Genomic DNA, 14676 nt, shown 5'->3' with positions numbered 1-14676 from the left:
GACGAGACGACGGGAATGGTCCGGCGGTAGAATTCACTAGTCACGGGGCGACCTGCGCCTCAGGAATTTGTCCCGCACACGTCCATCGACCCCGAGGAGCCGCGCACCATGCCCAAGAGCCAGGCAGCCAAGGAACTCGCCGCGAAGCAGAAAGCCCAGGCGAAGGCTGAGAAGGAGCGCCGCAAGCACTCCGACAACCCCAAGGACTGGGGCACCGGAAAGCAGCTTGTCGAGACGTTCAAGCTAACCCGCCAGGTTGATCCTCAGCTCCTCTGGTGGGTCATTGGCTCCTTTGTAGCAGGCGTCGTGGTGTTCACCGTCCTCGGTCTTATCCTCACCGATCTGTGGTGGGCATGGCTCATCGTTGGCATCTTTGCTGGTGCCGCTGCCGCTATGTGGGTCTTCCAGTGGCGCGCTAAGCGTTCCATGTATGCCCGGTTCAAGGGCCAGACCGGGTCAGCCGAGGTTGCCCTGTCTCTGCTCGACAAGAAGAAGTGGACCTCCACCCCCGCGATCGCGTTTACCCGGCAGCAGGATGTCGTTCACCGCGCTGTCGGTCCGGGCGGAATTGTCCTCATCGGCGAGGGGCACGGTAACGGCCTGCGTAACCTGCTGGCCACCGAAACCAAGCGCCACGAGCAGGTCGCCTACGGCACTCCGGTGACGTCGATCATCATGGGCGACGGCAAAGGCCAGGTACCGCTAGAAGACCTCGACAAGCACATTAAGAAACTGCCCAAGACCCTCAGCACGAGTCAGGTGGACGAGGTCGTCAATCGTCTCAAGGCCCTTGACGCCATGCGCCCCAAAGTGCCGCTTCCTAAGGGCCCAATGCCAAGTTCTATGAAGGGCGCTCGCGCCGCCATGCGAGGACGCTGAGCCTCCGTTGGCCGGCACAAATATCGTCAACGCCGATCGCATCTCAAAGTCCTGGGGCACCCGAACGGTCCTCTCAGAGGTGTCTCTGGGGCTATCAACCGGGGACGTCATCGGCGTCGTGGGCCGCAACGGGGACGGCAAATCTACCCTCTTAGCCCTCCTCACTGGTTCCCTAGAACCCGACTCCGGGACAGTGACGCGTACTAATGGCATTTCCATAGGAGTGCTCGCCCAAGCTGAAACCCGCAGGGATCAGACCGTCCGCGACCTCGTCGTCGGAGGCCAACCCGACCACGTTTGGGCAGCTAACCGCGAGGCTCGTCCCATCGTCGAGGACATGCTTTCCGATATTGACCTCGACCGCGCTATGGCCGATCTTTCCGGTGGGGAACGACGGCGGGCTGCGCTGGTTTCAATCATGCTCGGAGACCACGACTTACTTGTTCTTGACGAGCCCACCAACCACCTCGACGTCGAGGCGGTGGCCTGGTTGGCCGGCCACCTGCGCCACCTACAGGAGCGCGGCGTGGCAATGCTCGTCGTCTCACACGACCGTTGGTTTCTTGACGAGATCTGCACTGACATCTGGGAGGTCCACGACGCCACCGTCGAGGCTTATCAGGGCGGATACTCGGCCTACACCTTAGCCCGGGTAGAACGAGCGCGCATCGCCGCCAGCAACGAGGCCAAGCGTCAAAATCTGGCGCGTAAAGAATTGGCGTGGTTGCGACGGGGAGCCCCTGCCCGTAGCTCCAAACCGCGTTACCGAGTCGAGGCGGCCAACGCCCTCATCGCCGATGTCCCCGAGCCCCGCGACAAGCTACAGCTAGCACGCTTTTCCGCGACACGGCTGGGTAAAGATGTGCTGGACCTCAACGATGTCACCGTCACCGTGTCCTCCGACGAGCTTGGCGAGCGCACCCTGCTTGACAAAGTGACCTGCTCGATCGGCCCGGGCGACCGGATCGGCCTGGTCGGCGTCAATGGAGCTGGTAAGACCACCTTGCTCAACCTCTTTGACGGCTCTCGTAAGCCCGACTCAGGCCGGGTCAAACAGGGAAAGACCCTGCGACTGGCCCACCTGCGTCAGGAAGTTGATGACCTCGACTCAACAATGACCGTCCTAGAATCCGTCAACGACGTCAAAGCGAGAACGAAACTAGCCACCGGCCGTGATGCCTCCGCCACTGATCTCCTCGAAGGATTCGGGTTTACCGGGCAGAAACTCGTTACCCGTATCGGCGATCTTTCAGGTGGCGAGCGGCGTCGTCTTCAACTGCTGCGCCTCCTCATGGACGAACCCAATGTGCTCCTCCTCGACGAGCCGACCAACGACCTCGACATTGACACCCTGCGCCTACTCGAGGACTACCTCGATTCCTGGCCCGGCACACTGATCGTCGTTTCCCATGACAGATGGTTCCTGGAACGGGTCTGCGACGTAGTTTGGGCTCTCATGGGAGATGGCACGGTAGCGCTCCTGCCCGGGGGGATTTCCCAATATCTAGAGCACCGCCGCGACCGTAAAACCGGCCCCTCGAAATCAAGCCGGGTAGGCAGTACGTCCCGGGCCGACGAGCCAAAGATAAGCGCCGCCGAGCTACGCCAGGCCCGCAAGGACATGGACAGGCTCGATCGTCAGATGGGAAAGGTCCGCGATGAGCTGGCTGCCCTGCATGAGGAAATGGCCACCAAAGCCGACGACTACCAAGCCTTGGTACATCTCCAGACGAAGGCCAACGAACTCGACGCGCCGATGACTTCCCTTGAGGAACAGTGGCTCGAGACCGCCGACATTGTGGAGGATCAGTGACCCTTCAAGACGATAGCCCCATCTCCGGGAAGCGACCGGCCTCATCCCTCTTCTGGCCAGCAATCGCGGTCATCATGACGACGGTGACGTGGACGTTGGCCATGCCGCGCCCAACCGACCTAAAGATATACCGCGACTGCGTACGCGCTATGTTGAATGATCCGAAAGCGCTATACACTGCGTCATCGGTCAGTGGTCTGGGGTTTACCTACCCACCCTTCGCGGCGATCGCCCTCACCCCATTAGCTCTGATTCCGTCTCTGCCGGTAACGATCCTCCACTATGGTGTCAGTGCAATCGCTCTTGCCATCATGATTGATCTCATCTGGCGCCGTTGCGGGCACAAGCCTCAGCCATTGCTGACGGCCATCTTCGTCGCAGTCTTGAACTTTAGCGAACCCATTGGGAAAACTTTTGTTTATGGACAGGTTAACCTGCAATTAGCCGCCCTCGTCGTTATTGACGTATTCCTGCTGCCTCGGAGGTGGCGCGGGGTGGGGGTCGGAGTGGCCACCGGATTCAAGCTCACTCCGGGCATCTTCGCCCTCTGGTATCTCGTCACGGGTCAATTCAAGGCAGCGCTTCGAGCCGCCGCGGCTGGTCTAGTCACGATCGCCATCGGGCTCGCGGTGATGCCCACAGCATCTTGGGAGTACTGGACCCACTACATGCTCACGCCGAACCGTCTGGGTGGGCTCACCTGGGCGGGCAATCAATCACTTTCGGGCATGTTGCTGCGCCTAGGCCATGGCAACCTCACACTCGTGTGGCTAGTTCTAGTCGCGCTGTGCTGCGCACTTGCCGGTATTGCATCTCGGCGGTTGTGGCAAGAAAGTGGGGCTGACCAGGTGTGGTCCCTGTTATGCGCCGGGCTGTGCGGATGCTTGGTGAGTCCCGTGTCATGGTCGCACCACTGGGTATGGGGGTCCTTAATCATCGTCGCCGGACTAGCCGACCGTCGTCGTTGCCAGCAGGTTCTAGCCCTCATTTGGGCTTTAGCCACACTGACATGGATGGTCTGGTGGTTTCCTGCCGGTCGTAACCGAGAACTCACCGCAGCATGGTGGCAGAAGATCCTGACCGACGCCTACGAATTCGTCGGCGTCGCTACCCTTATCGTCCTGCTGTCATCGATGGCTCAACCCACGGATCGGGCTCGCCAGTGATGCGGCTACGCAGGTCACGGCGCACGACCTCGATGCTCCACATCCAGACGATGTGACCCAACAACTCACTGAGATGTTCCTGCCACGGCTGGTGCCACGGCGCCGGAACGGTACCCAATCCCGGCATCACGATGACGTGAAAGACGACGTAGACGACGACACCAAACGCAACGCCCTGCCATAGTGTGATTTTCGGGAACCGTTCAGCGCCAACGCAATACGCGACGCCGAAGAAGATGGCAAATCCGAAGTGAATGATGAAGCTCATAACCGGCAAGCCATTGCCGTTGAAATACACCAGCGTGTGGGCAAAGTGATCGCTGAATCCCAGCTGCTCCAACAATTGCTGGGGCGGATTCGTTGCGTTTCGCTCAGGGGTGCGCGGTGGGAAAGGCACTTCCCACCCAAACTTGACGATCGCCGAGAAAATTCCGGCGACAACCCCTACCAGAGCCGCTACCTCAGGGTGACGACGGGCCCGATCAGTCGTGCTGGGCACAGACATTGGCATCCTGCTCAGGAACGTCCAACCACTGGAACAATTGATCGCCGCAGGCAATCCGCTCCCCGGTAACAGCGGCGTCACCGATCCTTCCGCTGGAAGCGTCGAGGACGACGATCGGGCAGACCGCACTGCGGCCACCCGCAACGACCCCGGCCGGATTCCAGGTGATGAGTGGGTCTCCCACGACGACCTCGTGACCCTCCTCAGCATGAAGGGTGAACCCCTCCCCATCGAGCTGGACGGTGTCAATGCCAAGGTGTACGAGTACCCCGAACCCCTCTGCCTGGATGACGAAAGCGTGCGGGTGCAGCTTGACAATGCGTCCTGCCACCGGAGCCACTACAGTGACGTCGCCCTCACCCGTGGGTTCGAGGGCAACACCGGGCCCCACGAGACCCTGCGCAAAGACCGGATCAGGAACCTCGGACAACGGCATCAGGGTGCCGTCGAGAGGAGATGCGATAGCGGTCATCAGCGCAGATCCTCAATGTCCTCGGCCAGAGTGTCGGCCTCGGGGCCAACAACGACCTGAACGGACGTACCCTGCTGGACAACGCCGAAGGCACCAGCAGCCTTGAGCGCAGGCTCATCAACGAGGCTCGGATCGTCGACCTCGACGCGCAGTCGGGTGATGCAAGCCTCGAGGTCGTCGATGTTGTCGTCGCCGCCAAGGGCTGCCAGGATCTGTTCTGCCTTGCTCATGATGTCTCCTTGTTCTGGTTCGAGATGAACTCCGCCATGGAGGATCTTCGAACGAATACTGGCCCATCTCCTAAGTGGTCCAGACAACTAACACTGAACTCCATCAGACGTCCGAACGTCAAGATTCGGTCAGGATTCGCGATCTTCTTCCCATAAGTCCTCCAGATCTGAAGCCAGCAGGTCAGCGTCCGGGCCGACGATAACCTGAACGCTATGTCCTTGCACGGTGACCCCGTGCGCTCCAGCCCGGCGCAAAGCTTGCTCATCGACCTGCTCGCAACGACGAACCTGACACCGTAGCCGGGTTACGCATGGCTCGATCGACACGACATTGTCGACTCCACCCAAGGCCGCCAAGATGTGCTCGACACGCTTCATCGTGAACCTCCTCGAGGTGGATACAGGGTTCTGTGTGGACCAGAGATCGGAACCCATAGTTTGTAACGATCCCCTCGGTACCAAGATCGGGAATAAGAGATCGCGGTATCGTCGGCGTAGGTACGACGGTTGATAGCCAATACAGCCGACCCGACGGGGATCTGCAGGTGCTCGCAGACCAGCGCGTCACCGCTGACAGCCTCGATCGCATCCTCGCCCCACGTAGGAACTAGCCCAGCTGCCGCCATCGCCCCATAAATACTCGCCGGAACGCCATCGGTCAACAGATCTGGCATCACTCGGGCAGCGATCCAGGTCCTTTCGACGGCCATCGGAACACCGTCAGCTAGCCGCACGCGGTAGATGTAATGGACTGGCTCCCCCGGCTCAATCCCTAGCCACACAGCCACGTCAGGAGCGGCGGAGATCTCCTCATCGCGCAGCACTCGGGTGTCTGGGATCATGCCGCGCTGACGCATCTCCTCACTAAAAGACGAGATGCGCGACTGCACATGCACTTTGGGAGCTCTGACATAGGTACCGCTGCCGCGACGACGCTCCAGCATTCCGCTACTCACCAGCGAATCAACCGCCTGGCGGACCGTCATGCGCGAGATACCGAACCGCTCAGCAAGCTCCCGCTCACTAGGCACGACATCCCCGACCGATAAGCGGGTGTCGATGAGCTCGACAAGGTAATCCCGCACGGTCACGTACTTCATGGGTGAATTATGCCTCGGGCGCAGTGCCACCAGCACCGATCACCGCGAAAGCCCCACCATGGTGACGTTCACAAACTCTGCACGTTGTCTTGACATGGCCGCCTCAGTGGTCTGTACTTCGGCGAGTGGTCCATACCACCCCTTGAACATGAGCACTCACTGTGGAGGAACTCCTATGGCGAAAGACGCTGTTGCCACCAGCACCAAGAAAAAACGGCAGATACCCGGGTTCTCCCAGATGCAGCGCATCGGGCGCTCCCTCATGCTCCCGATCGCGTCCCTGCCGGTTGCCGCGCTGCTTATGCGGTTCGGGTCTGCTGACGTTCTCGGAGCGGACGGACTCGCCAAGCACGCATCATGGATGCAGCCGGTCGCTGACGTATTAGCCGGTGCAGGCGGCGCAATCTTCGACAACCTACCTCTCATCTTTGCGCTGGGTGTGGCCGTCGGGTACGCCAAGAAGGCCGATGGATCGACCGCCCTGGCAGCCCTCGTCGGCTATCTCACCTTCACCGGTGCAGGTACCTCGGACAAGACCCAAGGAGGCGTGCTGCACGCCCTCGCTCCGTATTTCTCGCAGAAGACCGGAGTCATCAATTACGGCGTCCTCGGCGGCATCGTCATCGGTCTTATCGCGGCCAAAATGTACGAGAAATACCGCCGTACCAAGCTGCCAACGTACCTAGCCTTCTTTGGCGGCCGCCGCCTCGTGCCAATTGTCACCGCCGCCGCTTCCGTCGTCGCCGGCGTCATCATGGCTATCATTTACCCGGCCTTCGACTGGCTGTTCAATAAGCAGGTCGGCGGTTTCATCATGGCCCACGGGTCCAACCCAGGAACCGGATTCGTATTCGGCACCATCAACCGTCTCCTCATCCCCTTCGGCCTGCACCACCTGCTCAATTCGCTGCCGTGGTTCCAGCTCGGCAATTGCACCAACGCCGCCGGCGAGACTCTGCACGGTGACATCACCTGCTTCTTCAGTGGTGCGTCCGGCACGAATGCCTGGACCGGTTCTTTCATGACTGGCTTCTTCCCCATCATGATGTTCGCCTTGCCCGGAGCCGCCCTAGCGATCTACCACACGGCCAAGCCAGAGCGTAAGAAGCTCACCGGTGGCGTCATGATCTCAGTAGCGCTGACGGCCTTCCTCACCGGTATCACCGAGCCCCTCGAGTATGCCTTCGCCTACGTCGCCTTCCCGCTGTACCTGGTGCACGCGCTACTCACCGGGTCCTCCCTAGCGCTGTGCAACGCCTTGGGCATCAAGGACGGATTCGGTTTCTCGGCAGGTCTGACTGACTACATCATCAACTTCGGACGGGCCTCGGAGCTTTCTGGTGGCCCCGGCAAGGTGCTCCTGCTCATCCTCATCGGTTTGGTCTACGCCGTCATCTACTACGTCGTCTTCCGCTTCGCCATCACCAAGTGGAACCTGCGCACTCCCGGTCGCGAAGACGAGGGTAACGACACCACCGGTGGCGCCAGTGTCTTCGATGAGGCCCAACTAGCTGCCAGCGAGTCCACCGGTAAGGCAGACGCCCAAAAAGAGGGACGAATCTGATCTTCGAGTCTCCTACTCTCATGATGGCGCCCCTGGTTGAATACTGAGGGCATCATCATAATGCGTCACAAACAACTCAGTCACTCTGCGGCGCTGGCATTAATCGCCGCAATATTTGATCGAGGATGACGCCGATGATAATCGCTCCAATAATCCCCACGGTGGCAGCAAGAATGTGATTGTTGCCCAAGAAACTGGCTGCCCCAGCACCAATAGCGGTGGCATAGCAGGCCCACAATACTCCGGCTAGGGCGTCGATAGGTAGGAAAACCCGATATGAAAAACGAGTGGCCCCAGCCATCGCATTGACGACGACGCGGCCCCCAGGGATGTATCGGGCTACCAAGATGCACAGCGGGCCTCGGACCCTCAATTGATGGGTCGCCCATGCAACCGTCTTCTGCCGCTTCGGCCCACCGGTAAAGAGCTTAGTATGGCCAATCTGGCGTCCCACCCAATATGCAATATTGTCTCCGCAGATCGCGCCCGCAGCAGCTACCGGGATGATGAGCCACCGCGAAGGATGTCCAATTGCTGCCAAGGCGACGACGAGAGATTCGCTAGGAACCGGCGGGAAAAACCCATCGATGACGCATAGCCCCCACAACGCCCCAATAACCCAAGGATGTGGGGCATTGGCCGCAATGACGCCGTTGATACTCGCCATCCATGCGGTCAGATTCATGTCTGCCAGTCTTCCATCCGGACTCAACCAGCCATACCGTGGTCGGCAACCGCCTTTCGGTAGACCGTCTCCAACTGATCAACGACCGGAGCGGCCGCGAATCGGGAGCGGACGTACCCAGCGATCTGTTCGTGATCCCATGACCTAGCCAATACCTGGCACAGCCCTTCCGTCAGAGCGTCAACGTCACCGATTGGGACCACCACGCCGTTGGAATCATCAATGAACTCTTGAGGTCCGCCGCAAGCCGTCGTCAGAACAGGCAAGCCGGCTGCCAGTGCCTCGGCGCACGCGACACCGAAGGTCTCAGCATGGGAAGCCAAAGCAAAGGCGTCAGCCCCGGCGAGCTCCTCAGCGATACGGTCCCGCGATTGGGGACCCAGTAGGACAATGCGTGGATTACCGGCGGCAATGGCCTCCAGTTGGTGCCGCTGCGGTCCATCTCCGATGATTCTCAACTGAACCTCGGGAAGACGCTCAACAGCCTGAGCTAATTCAATCATGCCTTTTCCCGGGTTGAGGGTGGCGACGCTGACGACGATCGTCCCCTCATGTCGTCGATCAGGACGGTCAAACAGCTCGACGTCAACGATGTTGGGAACCACCGTTGAGGTCACGCCATGTCCAGCCAGCCTGTCGCAGAGCCCCTGGGATACGCTGATCACTGCGTCTGCCCGGTCACCCGCGATAATGATGTCTTCGTTGAGACGCTGATCCGGGTGAGCTAGGTGAGAATCGTGCTCGGTCCACACCAGCGGTTCCGGAAAGCCAGCCCGGGCGGCAGCAGCAGCGAATCTGGCGAAGTGGGCATGGCTGACGTCAGGGATGCCCCATTGCGAAGTCACGATGCGATGCAGGTGCCGGGCCGCAATGGCATGGACTCGGTGATCTATGCGCGCCGAGGCCGCTCCCAAGGGCACGTCCAGCCTCACCACCGTCATACCATCATTGCGATCTACGGCATGCTCTACCCGTGTCCCAAACTTCCGCCAGTGGCGAACCGAACGGGCATCAAGAACGGCCAGGATGACCTCGTGACCTTGCTGATGTAGAGCTACGGCCTGGTCGTACTCGAAGATCCCCCGCAACGGAGCCTCGGGGCTCGGAATCCCCCGAGACAAAACCATGACGCGCATATATCTCACTTGCGATTGACGACAACAGTACCGAGCACGAGATCGTCCAGTCCGCGACGTTCGGCACCAATAACAACAGCGGGAATGACGAGGCATTTCATGGCGGTCCGAGCGACTGCTCGCCACCACCCTACCGGGCTGAGATCGTCGAGGCGGACGACCGCCACACGGGCCACGATCTGGCCGAAGGAACCGCCTGTCATGGCGGTAAATAGGACGGACTCGACGAAGAACACCGCCATCGGCATCCACATAGGCCAGCCTCCGCCCCGGATGACTGCTGGGCCAAAGATGGCGCTGGCCAATACCATAGAGGCACCCCAGTCGATGATGAGGGCACCGATGCGTTTGCACCAACTAGCCAGTGAACCGCGCCCCTCAGCGGGCAGCCCGATCGAGACTCCTGGGGCTGCCTCGGTTCCACTCACCCGGTGAATCCTACCGGCACGACCTGTTACACGCTCGAAACACAACAGTGACGGTCGAGCAACTCATACGAACTACCGTAAAGCACATCACCAGTCATGTTGATGGAGGAAAGATGTTCGAAGGTCCCGACGACCTGCTTGCCTATGTCAAGAAGGAGGGCATCGAGATGATCGATGTCCGCTTCTGTGACCTTATCGGTATCATGCAGCACTTCACCGTTCCCGCCCGAGAGTTCGACAAGGACCAGTACGAGAACGGTCTGGCCTTCGACGGATCCTCTATTCGGGGTTTCCAGAAGATTAACGAGTCGGACATGGCCCTACTACCCGATCCGACGACCGCCTGGATCGACCCCTTCCGCGAGCGCAAAACCCTTATCGTGAATTTCAACGTCCATGACCCCATTACGAAGGAGGCCTACAGCCGCGATCCGCGCAACATCGCGCGTAAGGCCGAGGCTTACCTCGCATCTACTGGGATCGGCGATACTGCCTTCTTCGCTCCTGAAGCTGAGTTTTACGTCTTCGACGACATTCGCTTCGACACCCGTCAGAACACCTCGTACTACTCCATCGACTCCGAGGCTGGAGCGTGGAACACTGGACGTACCGAGGATGGCGGCAACCGCGGATACAAGGTGAAATACAAGGGCGGATATTTTCCGGTCGCCCCGACCGACCATTTTGGTGATCTGCGTGACGAAATCGTCACCATCATGGAGCGCCTTGGCATGAAGGTCGAGCGCGCCCACCATGAGGTGGGCACAGCAGGTCAAGCCGAGATCAATTGGCGTTTCGACACCCTGTCGCGCAGCGCTGACGATGTCATGAAGTTTAAGTACATCGTCAAGAACGTCGCCTGGCAGCACGGCAAGACGGCCACTTTCATGCCGAAGCCGATCTTCGGAGACAACGGCTCGGGCATGCATGTTCACTCTTCGATCTGGAAGGGCGGCGAACCTCTGTTCTTTGACGAGTCCGGATACGCCCAACTCTCTGACATGGCCCGCTACTACATCGGCGGCATCCTCAAGCACGCACCGTCGCTGCTGGCCTTCACTAACCCCTCGGCCAACTCGTACCACCGTCTGGTGCCGGGCTTCGAGGCCCCAGTCAATCTGGTGTATTCACAGCGCAACCGCTCCGCCTGCATGCGTATCCCGATCACCGGCCCAAATCCGAAGGCCAAGCGCGTCGAATTCCGTTGCCCAGATCCGTCTGCCAACCCTTACATGGCCTTTGCCGCCCTGCTACTGGCCGGCCTGGACGGCATCCAGAACAAGATCGAGCCGCCCGCGCCGGTCGACAAGGACATCTACGAGCTCCCTCCTGAGGAGCATGCCGCCATGGATCACGTGCCGGGCAACCTGGGTGCGGTCCTCGACAATCTCGAGGCCGACCACGAGTTTCTCCTTGCCGGTGACGTGTTCACCCCGGATCTCATCGAGACCTGGGTCGAACTCAAGCGTGGCGACCTGGCTGCCCTGCAGCAACGTCCGCACCCCTACGAGTTCGACCTGTACTACGACATCTGAGTCGTTCTACTCGCCGGGGGCGCAACTACGGTTGCTCCCCTGGCGGCGTATAAAACAAGCCTCGAACTACACACCCCCAACTCAGTCCGACCATCTCACTGCGGCTTCAGGCACTGGAACGGCGTCGGAGCCACCGGGTCCTGTCGAAGATTCGCCGGTTAAAGCGTAGGAGCTCCCTAGGTCTAGGCATCCCACCAGCATCGCCGTTGTCGTCCCCACTTTGGCTTCCAGCCGCCATGCCCCGCGGTGCTCACAGTCGCCATTGGAATGCCAGGACAGCTCCCAACTCGTGACCTTCCCGGGAGCCAATCGCTTTGACCTGGCCTTGGGGTCATAAGGTTGCCACGCCACTGGCACTCGAGCTCCAGCCTCGGTGATCTGGCGAAGCTGTGGCATGACGGGCAGGATCATCACCGAAGACCCGCAATTACGAATCGTCAACACCGTGATCCGTGCGCCCAGAGCCGCATCGACATCACTGAACGCCATAGCGGCCTTCTCACCTCGGCGACACGTCAATGCCCCTTGCGCTCCACCGACGTTGGTCACTCGTTGCGACGTGGCACTGGTCATCCGTTGCGGCGTAGCGCTGGCCTGTGAAAGCGGTGAATACCTCGGCGTCGAAGTCACTGATGAGGTAGGCACGACGGCCTCAGGCACCGCAGGGGTAGTTCTGGAGCACCCGACGATGGCTGCTACGGCTGCGACAACCGCCACTACACGCCCAATTTTCATCGCAGCGCCATAGTCACGATAGGCCAGAAAGCCAATACAAGAACCAGCATGATGCCGTTGATCCATGGCCGCGACGCTAGCAGGGCGATGTATTCTCGCAGCATCGCGCTAGGCAGGAAGTAAGTCGCCGTCGGCGCGCCAAGAACTCGGACTCGCAGCCCCTGGCGGCGACACAATTCAGCGGCCCGCACTGCGTGGTAAGAACTCGTCGCCACCACCACTTGTGGGTTCTGACGTTGACGAGCCGCCTCGGCACGCCGTGACGGTACCGACCTCACCTGTGTGGGCATGACCTGCCGGCTCAAAGAGATGTTCTCGTCGGTATTCGCAGCCTGGTTCTCCACAACGACACACTCGCGAGGAATTCCGTGCTCGACCAGATATTCAGCCATCGCTTCCCCCTCGGCGCGTGGCTCGTCGTCACCTTTACCGCCCGAAGGGATGATCACAGAGTGAAATCCAGCGTCGCGATCGGTACGCCACTGGCCGATGCCACGGTCTAAGCGACTTGCCAACAGCTTCGGCACCTTACCTTTAACGAGAGCTGATCCGAGCACGACGATCTGGTGATTTCCCGGCAATGGCTTGGCGCGGTGGATGACAAACACAGACGCCAGGTAGCCGAGAAATCCGAAAGACAGCCATCCCAGGGCCATCGTCGCCGAAATACCTGCCACAGCCCATGGCTCGAACGGGGAAAACACCGATCGCAAACACCACGCCATCAGGACCAACAGCCCCACGCCAAGCGCCCCGGATAAAACGTTCGACAGCGAACGCCCCTCCTTACGCCACATCTCGACGCCATTAACGATGAGGAGAAAAGGCAGGACGGCGGTCCCTAGGGCAGCAACGACCACCAGCGTACCGACGATGAGGGACCCGATCACCGGAACGGTCCTTACGATGATCCCGGCTGCTGTCAGACCGGCCATGCCAAGACCGACGGCCAGAACAATACCGTTGCTCCACGCGCCGGGGCGTCGATCGACCAACCAGGCATAGAATGCGAGAGGAACCACGCACAGGGCAAGTCCAATCATCATCTCGCCCCGCCCCACCGCGTTAACAACTCGCCTATCATCCCGAGATCCTGCCACGCACCGACTGCGAAGGAACCGAGCTAGCAACCGAGGTGACATCTGGTTGCCTGGCTATATCGGACACGATTGGGAACCTTCTTGCAACAGTCATGCACACCACCATCGTTCGGTGAACGGCCATAGCCTCACGCTACCGTGAAGCTATGGCAGACAATTCCTCTCGCACCTCTATCCCGCAATCCTGCAGCGACCAGATCACTGTCAGCCAGGTGCGCGCCACTCTGGATCAGTGGTATCCGCCGTCCCTGGCAGAATCGTGGGATGCCCCCGGTCTGGTGTGCGGGGATCCCGACGACACCGTCAAGCGGATCGTTTGCGCCCTGGAGGCCACTGACACCGTCGTTGATGCCGCCATCGAGGCCCACGCCGATATGCTCGTCGTTCACCATCCTCTTCTGATGCGAGGCGCCACGTCGGTGGCAGCGGATACCCCAAAAGGACGCATCGTTCACCGACTTATTCGCCACCGCATTGCCCTCATGAGTGCCCATACCAACGCCGACGCCGCAGTCGGCGGAGTCAATGACGTGCTCGCTCGGTTGTTGGGGGTGACCGTCGAGTGCCCCCTGGAACCGGCAGCGCAGCCAGTCGACCTGTGGGGAGTCCAAGTACCAGTCGATGCCGCTGAGGCACTGCGCAATGCCCTCTTCGGGGCGGGGGCGGGGCAATTTGACGGCTACGACCTGTGCAGTTTCGAGTCTGTGGGGCGTGGCCAGTTCCGCCCCCTAAGCGGGTCTCATCCGGCCCTCGGCACCACCAACCAGGTTGAAACCGTCGAGGAAGTACGCATCCACGTCGTCGCGCCGGCCATGATGCGCTCCACGATACGCAAGGCCCTTGTTGATGCTCACCCCTATGAGGTACCCGCCTACGATGTGAAAACCATCGACTCTGGATCCCGTCCTGGACCTGCCACGCCAGGAATCGGGCGCATCGGGCACCTCGACGAGCCAATGACCCTCCGCAGTTTTACCCAGCGCGTATCCGAACGGCTCCCCCACACTGTGTGGGGGGTGCGAACCGCAGGTAACCCGGATCAGCTCATCACCACAGTCGCTCTATGTTCTGGCGCCGGAGACTCTCTCCTCGACGCCGCGGCAGCCAGCGGTGCTGACGTCTACCTCACTAGCGACCTGCGTCACCACCCGGCTGACGAGCATCTTCGCGCCAACGGCCCTGCCCTCATCGACACCGCCCACTGGGCATCTGAGTCTCCCTGGTGCGCCGACGTTGCACGCCGCCTCCATGACGAACTAGGGCTCCCCTGCCAGGATCTAGGTATCCGAACTGACCCGTGGACCATTGGAACGACAGTGGCACAATAG

16 protein-coding genes are annotated in these 14676 nt (G+C 60.4%); 6 read left to right on the top strand and 10 right to left on the bottom strand.

Annotation, left to right across the window (positions count from 1 at the left end):
* Positions 1 to 108: 108 nt before the first annotated feature.
* The 3 genes from CPA42_RS03740 (at position 109) to CPA42_RS03730 (ending at position 3858) form a co-directional block, all read left to right on the top strand.
* Positions 109 to 879 carry a DUF4191 domain-containing protein gene (locus CPA42_RS03740; protein WP_002515262.1) on the top strand — a complete coding sequence of 257 codons (771 nt, stop codon included), beginning with the start codon at positions 109 to 111 and terminating at the stop codon, positions 877 to 879.
* Between the two features lie 7 nt (positions 880 to 886).
* The gene (locus tag CPA42_RS03735; protein WP_002515239.1) at positions 887 to 2692 is read left to right on the top strand and encodes an ABC-F family ATP-binding cassette domain-containing protein; all 1806 of its coding nucleotides are present in this window, start codon (positions 887 to 889) and stop codon (positions 2690 to 2692) included.
* 101 nt (positions 2693 to 2793) lie between these two features.
* Positions 2794 to 3858 carry a glycosyltransferase 87 family protein gene (locus CPA42_RS03730; protein ID WP_002525340.1) on the top strand — a complete coding sequence of 355 codons (1065 nt, stop codon included), beginning with the start codon at positions 2794 to 2796 and terminating at the stop codon, positions 3856 to 3858.
* Here the strand turns inward: CPA42_RS03730 and CPA42_RS03725 are convergent.
* The 5 genes from CPA42_RS03725 to CPA42_RS03705 all read right to left on the bottom strand — a co-directional run bounded on the left by CPA42_RS03725 (position 3806) and on the right by CPA42_RS03705 (position 6165).
* Positions 3806 to 4363 (bottom strand): YagU family protein, encoded by a 558-nt coding sequence (locus CPA42_RS03725; RefSeq protein WP_002519166.1) that lies wholly within the window; start codon positions 4361 to 4363, stop codon positions 3806 to 3808. The genes CPA42_RS03730 and CPA42_RS03725 overlap by 53 nt on opposite strands.
* A complete protein-coding gene (locus tag CPA42_RS03720) occupies positions 4341 to 4835 on the bottom strand; it encodes a PTS sugar transporter subunit IIA (protein WP_002515317.1) in 495 nt (164 codons plus the stop codon). Before CPA42_RS03720 ends, CPA42_RS03725 begins: the two co-directional genes overlap by 23 nt.
* Positions 4835 to 5065, bottom strand: coding sequence for a PTS transporter subunit EIIB (locus CPA42_RS03715; RefSeq protein ID WP_002515246.1), 231 nt, complete (start codon positions 5063 to 5065; stop codon positions 4835 to 4837). Before CPA42_RS03715 ends, CPA42_RS03720 begins: the two co-directional genes overlap by 1 nt.
* A 129-nt stretch (positions 5066 to 5194) precedes the next feature.
* Complete coding sequence (locus CPA42_RS03710) at positions 5195 to 5443, bottom strand: glucose PTS transporter subunit EIIB (protein WP_002515308.1); 249 nt, start codon at positions 5441 to 5443, stop codon at positions 5195 to 5197.
* A complete protein-coding gene (locus CPA42_RS03705) occupies positions 5440 to 6165 on the bottom strand; it encodes a GntR family transcriptional regulator (protein WP_002518313.1) in 726 nt (241 codons plus the stop codon). The genes CPA42_RS03710 and CPA42_RS03705 overlap by 4 nt, the downstream gene beginning before the upstream one ends.
* Positions 6166 to 6340: 175 nt before the next feature.
* Here CPA42_RS03705 and CPA42_RS03700 point away from each other — a divergent pair, with 175 nt between their 5' ends.
* Positions 6341 to 7729: a PTS transporter subunit EIIC gene (locus CPA42_RS03700; RefSeq protein WP_002515258.1), complete on the top strand. Its 1389-nt coding sequence runs from the start codon at positions 6341 to 6343 to the stop codon at positions 7727 to 7729.
* A 76-nt stretch (positions 7730 to 7805) separates the two neighbouring features.
* Here CPA42_RS03700 and CPA42_RS03695 read toward each other — a convergent pair whose 3' ends face one another.
* The 3 genes from CPA42_RS03695 to CPA42_RS03685 are packed head-to-tail and all read right to left on the bottom strand — an operon-like array spanning position 7806 to position 9978.
* The gene (locus CPA42_RS03695) at positions 7806 to 8414 is read right to left on the bottom strand and encodes a DedA family protein (RefSeq protein WP_002515218.1); all 609 of its coding nucleotides are present in this window, start codon (positions 8412 to 8414) and stop codon (positions 7806 to 7808) included.
* 23 nt (positions 8415 to 8437) lie between these two features.
* Positions 8438 to 9550 (bottom strand): glycosyltransferase, encoded by a 1113-nt coding sequence (locus CPA42_RS03690; protein ID WP_002515253.1) that lies wholly within the window; start codon positions 9548 to 9550, stop codon positions 8438 to 8440.
* 5 nt (positions 9551 to 9555) lie between these two features.
* Complete coding sequence (locus CPA42_RS03685; protein ID WP_002515290.1) at positions 9556 to 9978, bottom strand: RDD family protein; 423 nt, start codon at positions 9976 to 9978, stop codon at positions 9556 to 9558.
* 113 nt (positions 9979 to 10091) lie between these two features.
* Between CPA42_RS03685 and glnA the strand changes: the two genes are divergently transcribed.
* Complete coding sequence (glnA, locus tag CPA42_RS03680; protein ID WP_002519168.1) at positions 10092 to 11513, top strand: type I glutamate--ammonia ligase; 1422 nt, start codon at positions 10092 to 10094, stop codon at positions 11511 to 11513.
* An 81-nt stretch (positions 11514 to 11594) separates the two neighbouring features.
* On the opposite strand, the gene CPA42_RS03675 is transcribed toward glnA, so the two are convergent.
* A complete protein-coding gene (locus CPA42_RS03675) occupies positions 11595 to 12002 on the bottom strand; it encodes a hypothetical protein (protein ID WP_002515320.1) in 408 nt (135 codons plus the stop codon).
* Positions 12003 to 12244: 242 nt separating this feature from the next.
* Positions 12245 to 13294 carry a YdcF family protein gene (locus tag CPA42_RS03665; RefSeq protein WP_002515261.1) on the bottom strand — a complete coding sequence of 350 codons (1050 nt, stop codon included), beginning with the start codon at positions 13292 to 13294 and terminating at the stop codon, positions 12245 to 12247.
* Positions 13295 to 13494: 200 nt separating this feature from the next.
* Here CPA42_RS03665 and CPA42_RS03660 point away from each other — a divergent pair, with 200 nt between their 5' ends.
* Positions 13495 to 14676 (top strand): Nif3-like dinuclear metal center hexameric protein, encoded by a 1182-nt coding sequence (locus tag CPA42_RS03660; protein ID WP_002515326.1) that lies wholly within the window; start codon positions 13495 to 13497, stop codon positions 14674 to 14676.

Origin of the sequence: Cutibacterium acnes (genome assembly GCF_003030305.1) — a bacterium.
Taxonomy (GTDB): Bacteria; Actinomycetota; Actinomycetes; order Propionibacteriales; family Propionibacteriaceae; genus Cutibacterium; species Cutibacterium acnes.
This window is presented reverse-complemented; position numbering and strand designations above follow the sequence as displayed.

Coding starts and splice junctions, on each gene's coding strand:
- CPA42_RS03725 (WP_002519166.1), bottom strand. CDS start 4,363: ATGTCTGTGCCCAGCACGACTGATCGGGCCCGTCGTCACCCTGAGGTA.
- CPA42_RS03690 (WP_002515253.1), bottom strand. CDS start 9,550: ATGCGCGTCATGGTTTTGTCTCGGGGGATTCCGAGCCCCGAGGCTCCG.
- CPA42_RS03665 (WP_002515261.1), bottom strand. CDS start 13,294: ATGATGATTGGACTTGCCCTGTGCGTGGTTCCTCTCGCATTCTATGCC.
- CPA42_RS03730 (WP_002525340.1), top strand. CDS start 2,794: ATGCCGCGCCCAACCGACCTAAAGATATACCGCGACTGCGTACGCGCT.
- CPA42_RS03720 (WP_002515317.1), bottom strand. CDS start 4,835: ATGACCGCTATCGCATCTCCTCTCGACGGCACCCTGATGCCGTTGTCC.
- CPA42_RS03695 (WP_002515218.1), bottom strand. CDS start 8,414: ATGAATCTGACCGCATGGATGGCGAGTATCAACGGCGTCATTGCGGCC.
- CPA42_RS03705 (WP_002518313.1), bottom strand. CDS start 6,165: ATGAAGTACGTGACCGTGCGGGATTACCTTGTCGAGCTCATCGACACC.
- CPA42_RS03700 (WP_002515258.1), top strand. CDS start 6,341: ATGGCGAAAGACGCTGTTGCCACCAGCACCAAGAAAAAACGGCAGATA.
- CPA42_RS03740 (WP_002515262.1), top strand. CDS start 109: ATGCCCAAGAGCCAGGCAGCCAAGGAACTCGCCGCGAAGCAGAAAGCC.
- CPA42_RS03715 (WP_002515246.1), bottom strand. CDS start 5,065: ATGAGCAAGGCAGAACAGATCCTGGCAGCCCTTGGCGGCGACGACAAC.
- glnA (WP_002519168.1), top strand. CDS start 10,092: ATGTTCGAAGGTCCCGACGACCTGCTTGCCTATGTCAAGAAGGAGGGC.
- CPA42_RS03710 (WP_002515308.1), bottom strand. CDS start 5,443: ATGAAGCGTGTCGAGCACATCTTGGCGGCCTTGGGTGGAGTCGACAAT.
- CPA42_RS03660 (WP_002515326.1), top strand. CDS start 13,495: ATGGCAGACAATTCCTCTCGCACCTCTATCCCGCAATCCTGCAGCGAC.
- CPA42_RS03675 (WP_002515320.1), bottom strand. CDS start 12,002: ATGGCGTTCAGTGATGTCGATGCGGCTCTGGGCGCACGGATCACGGTG.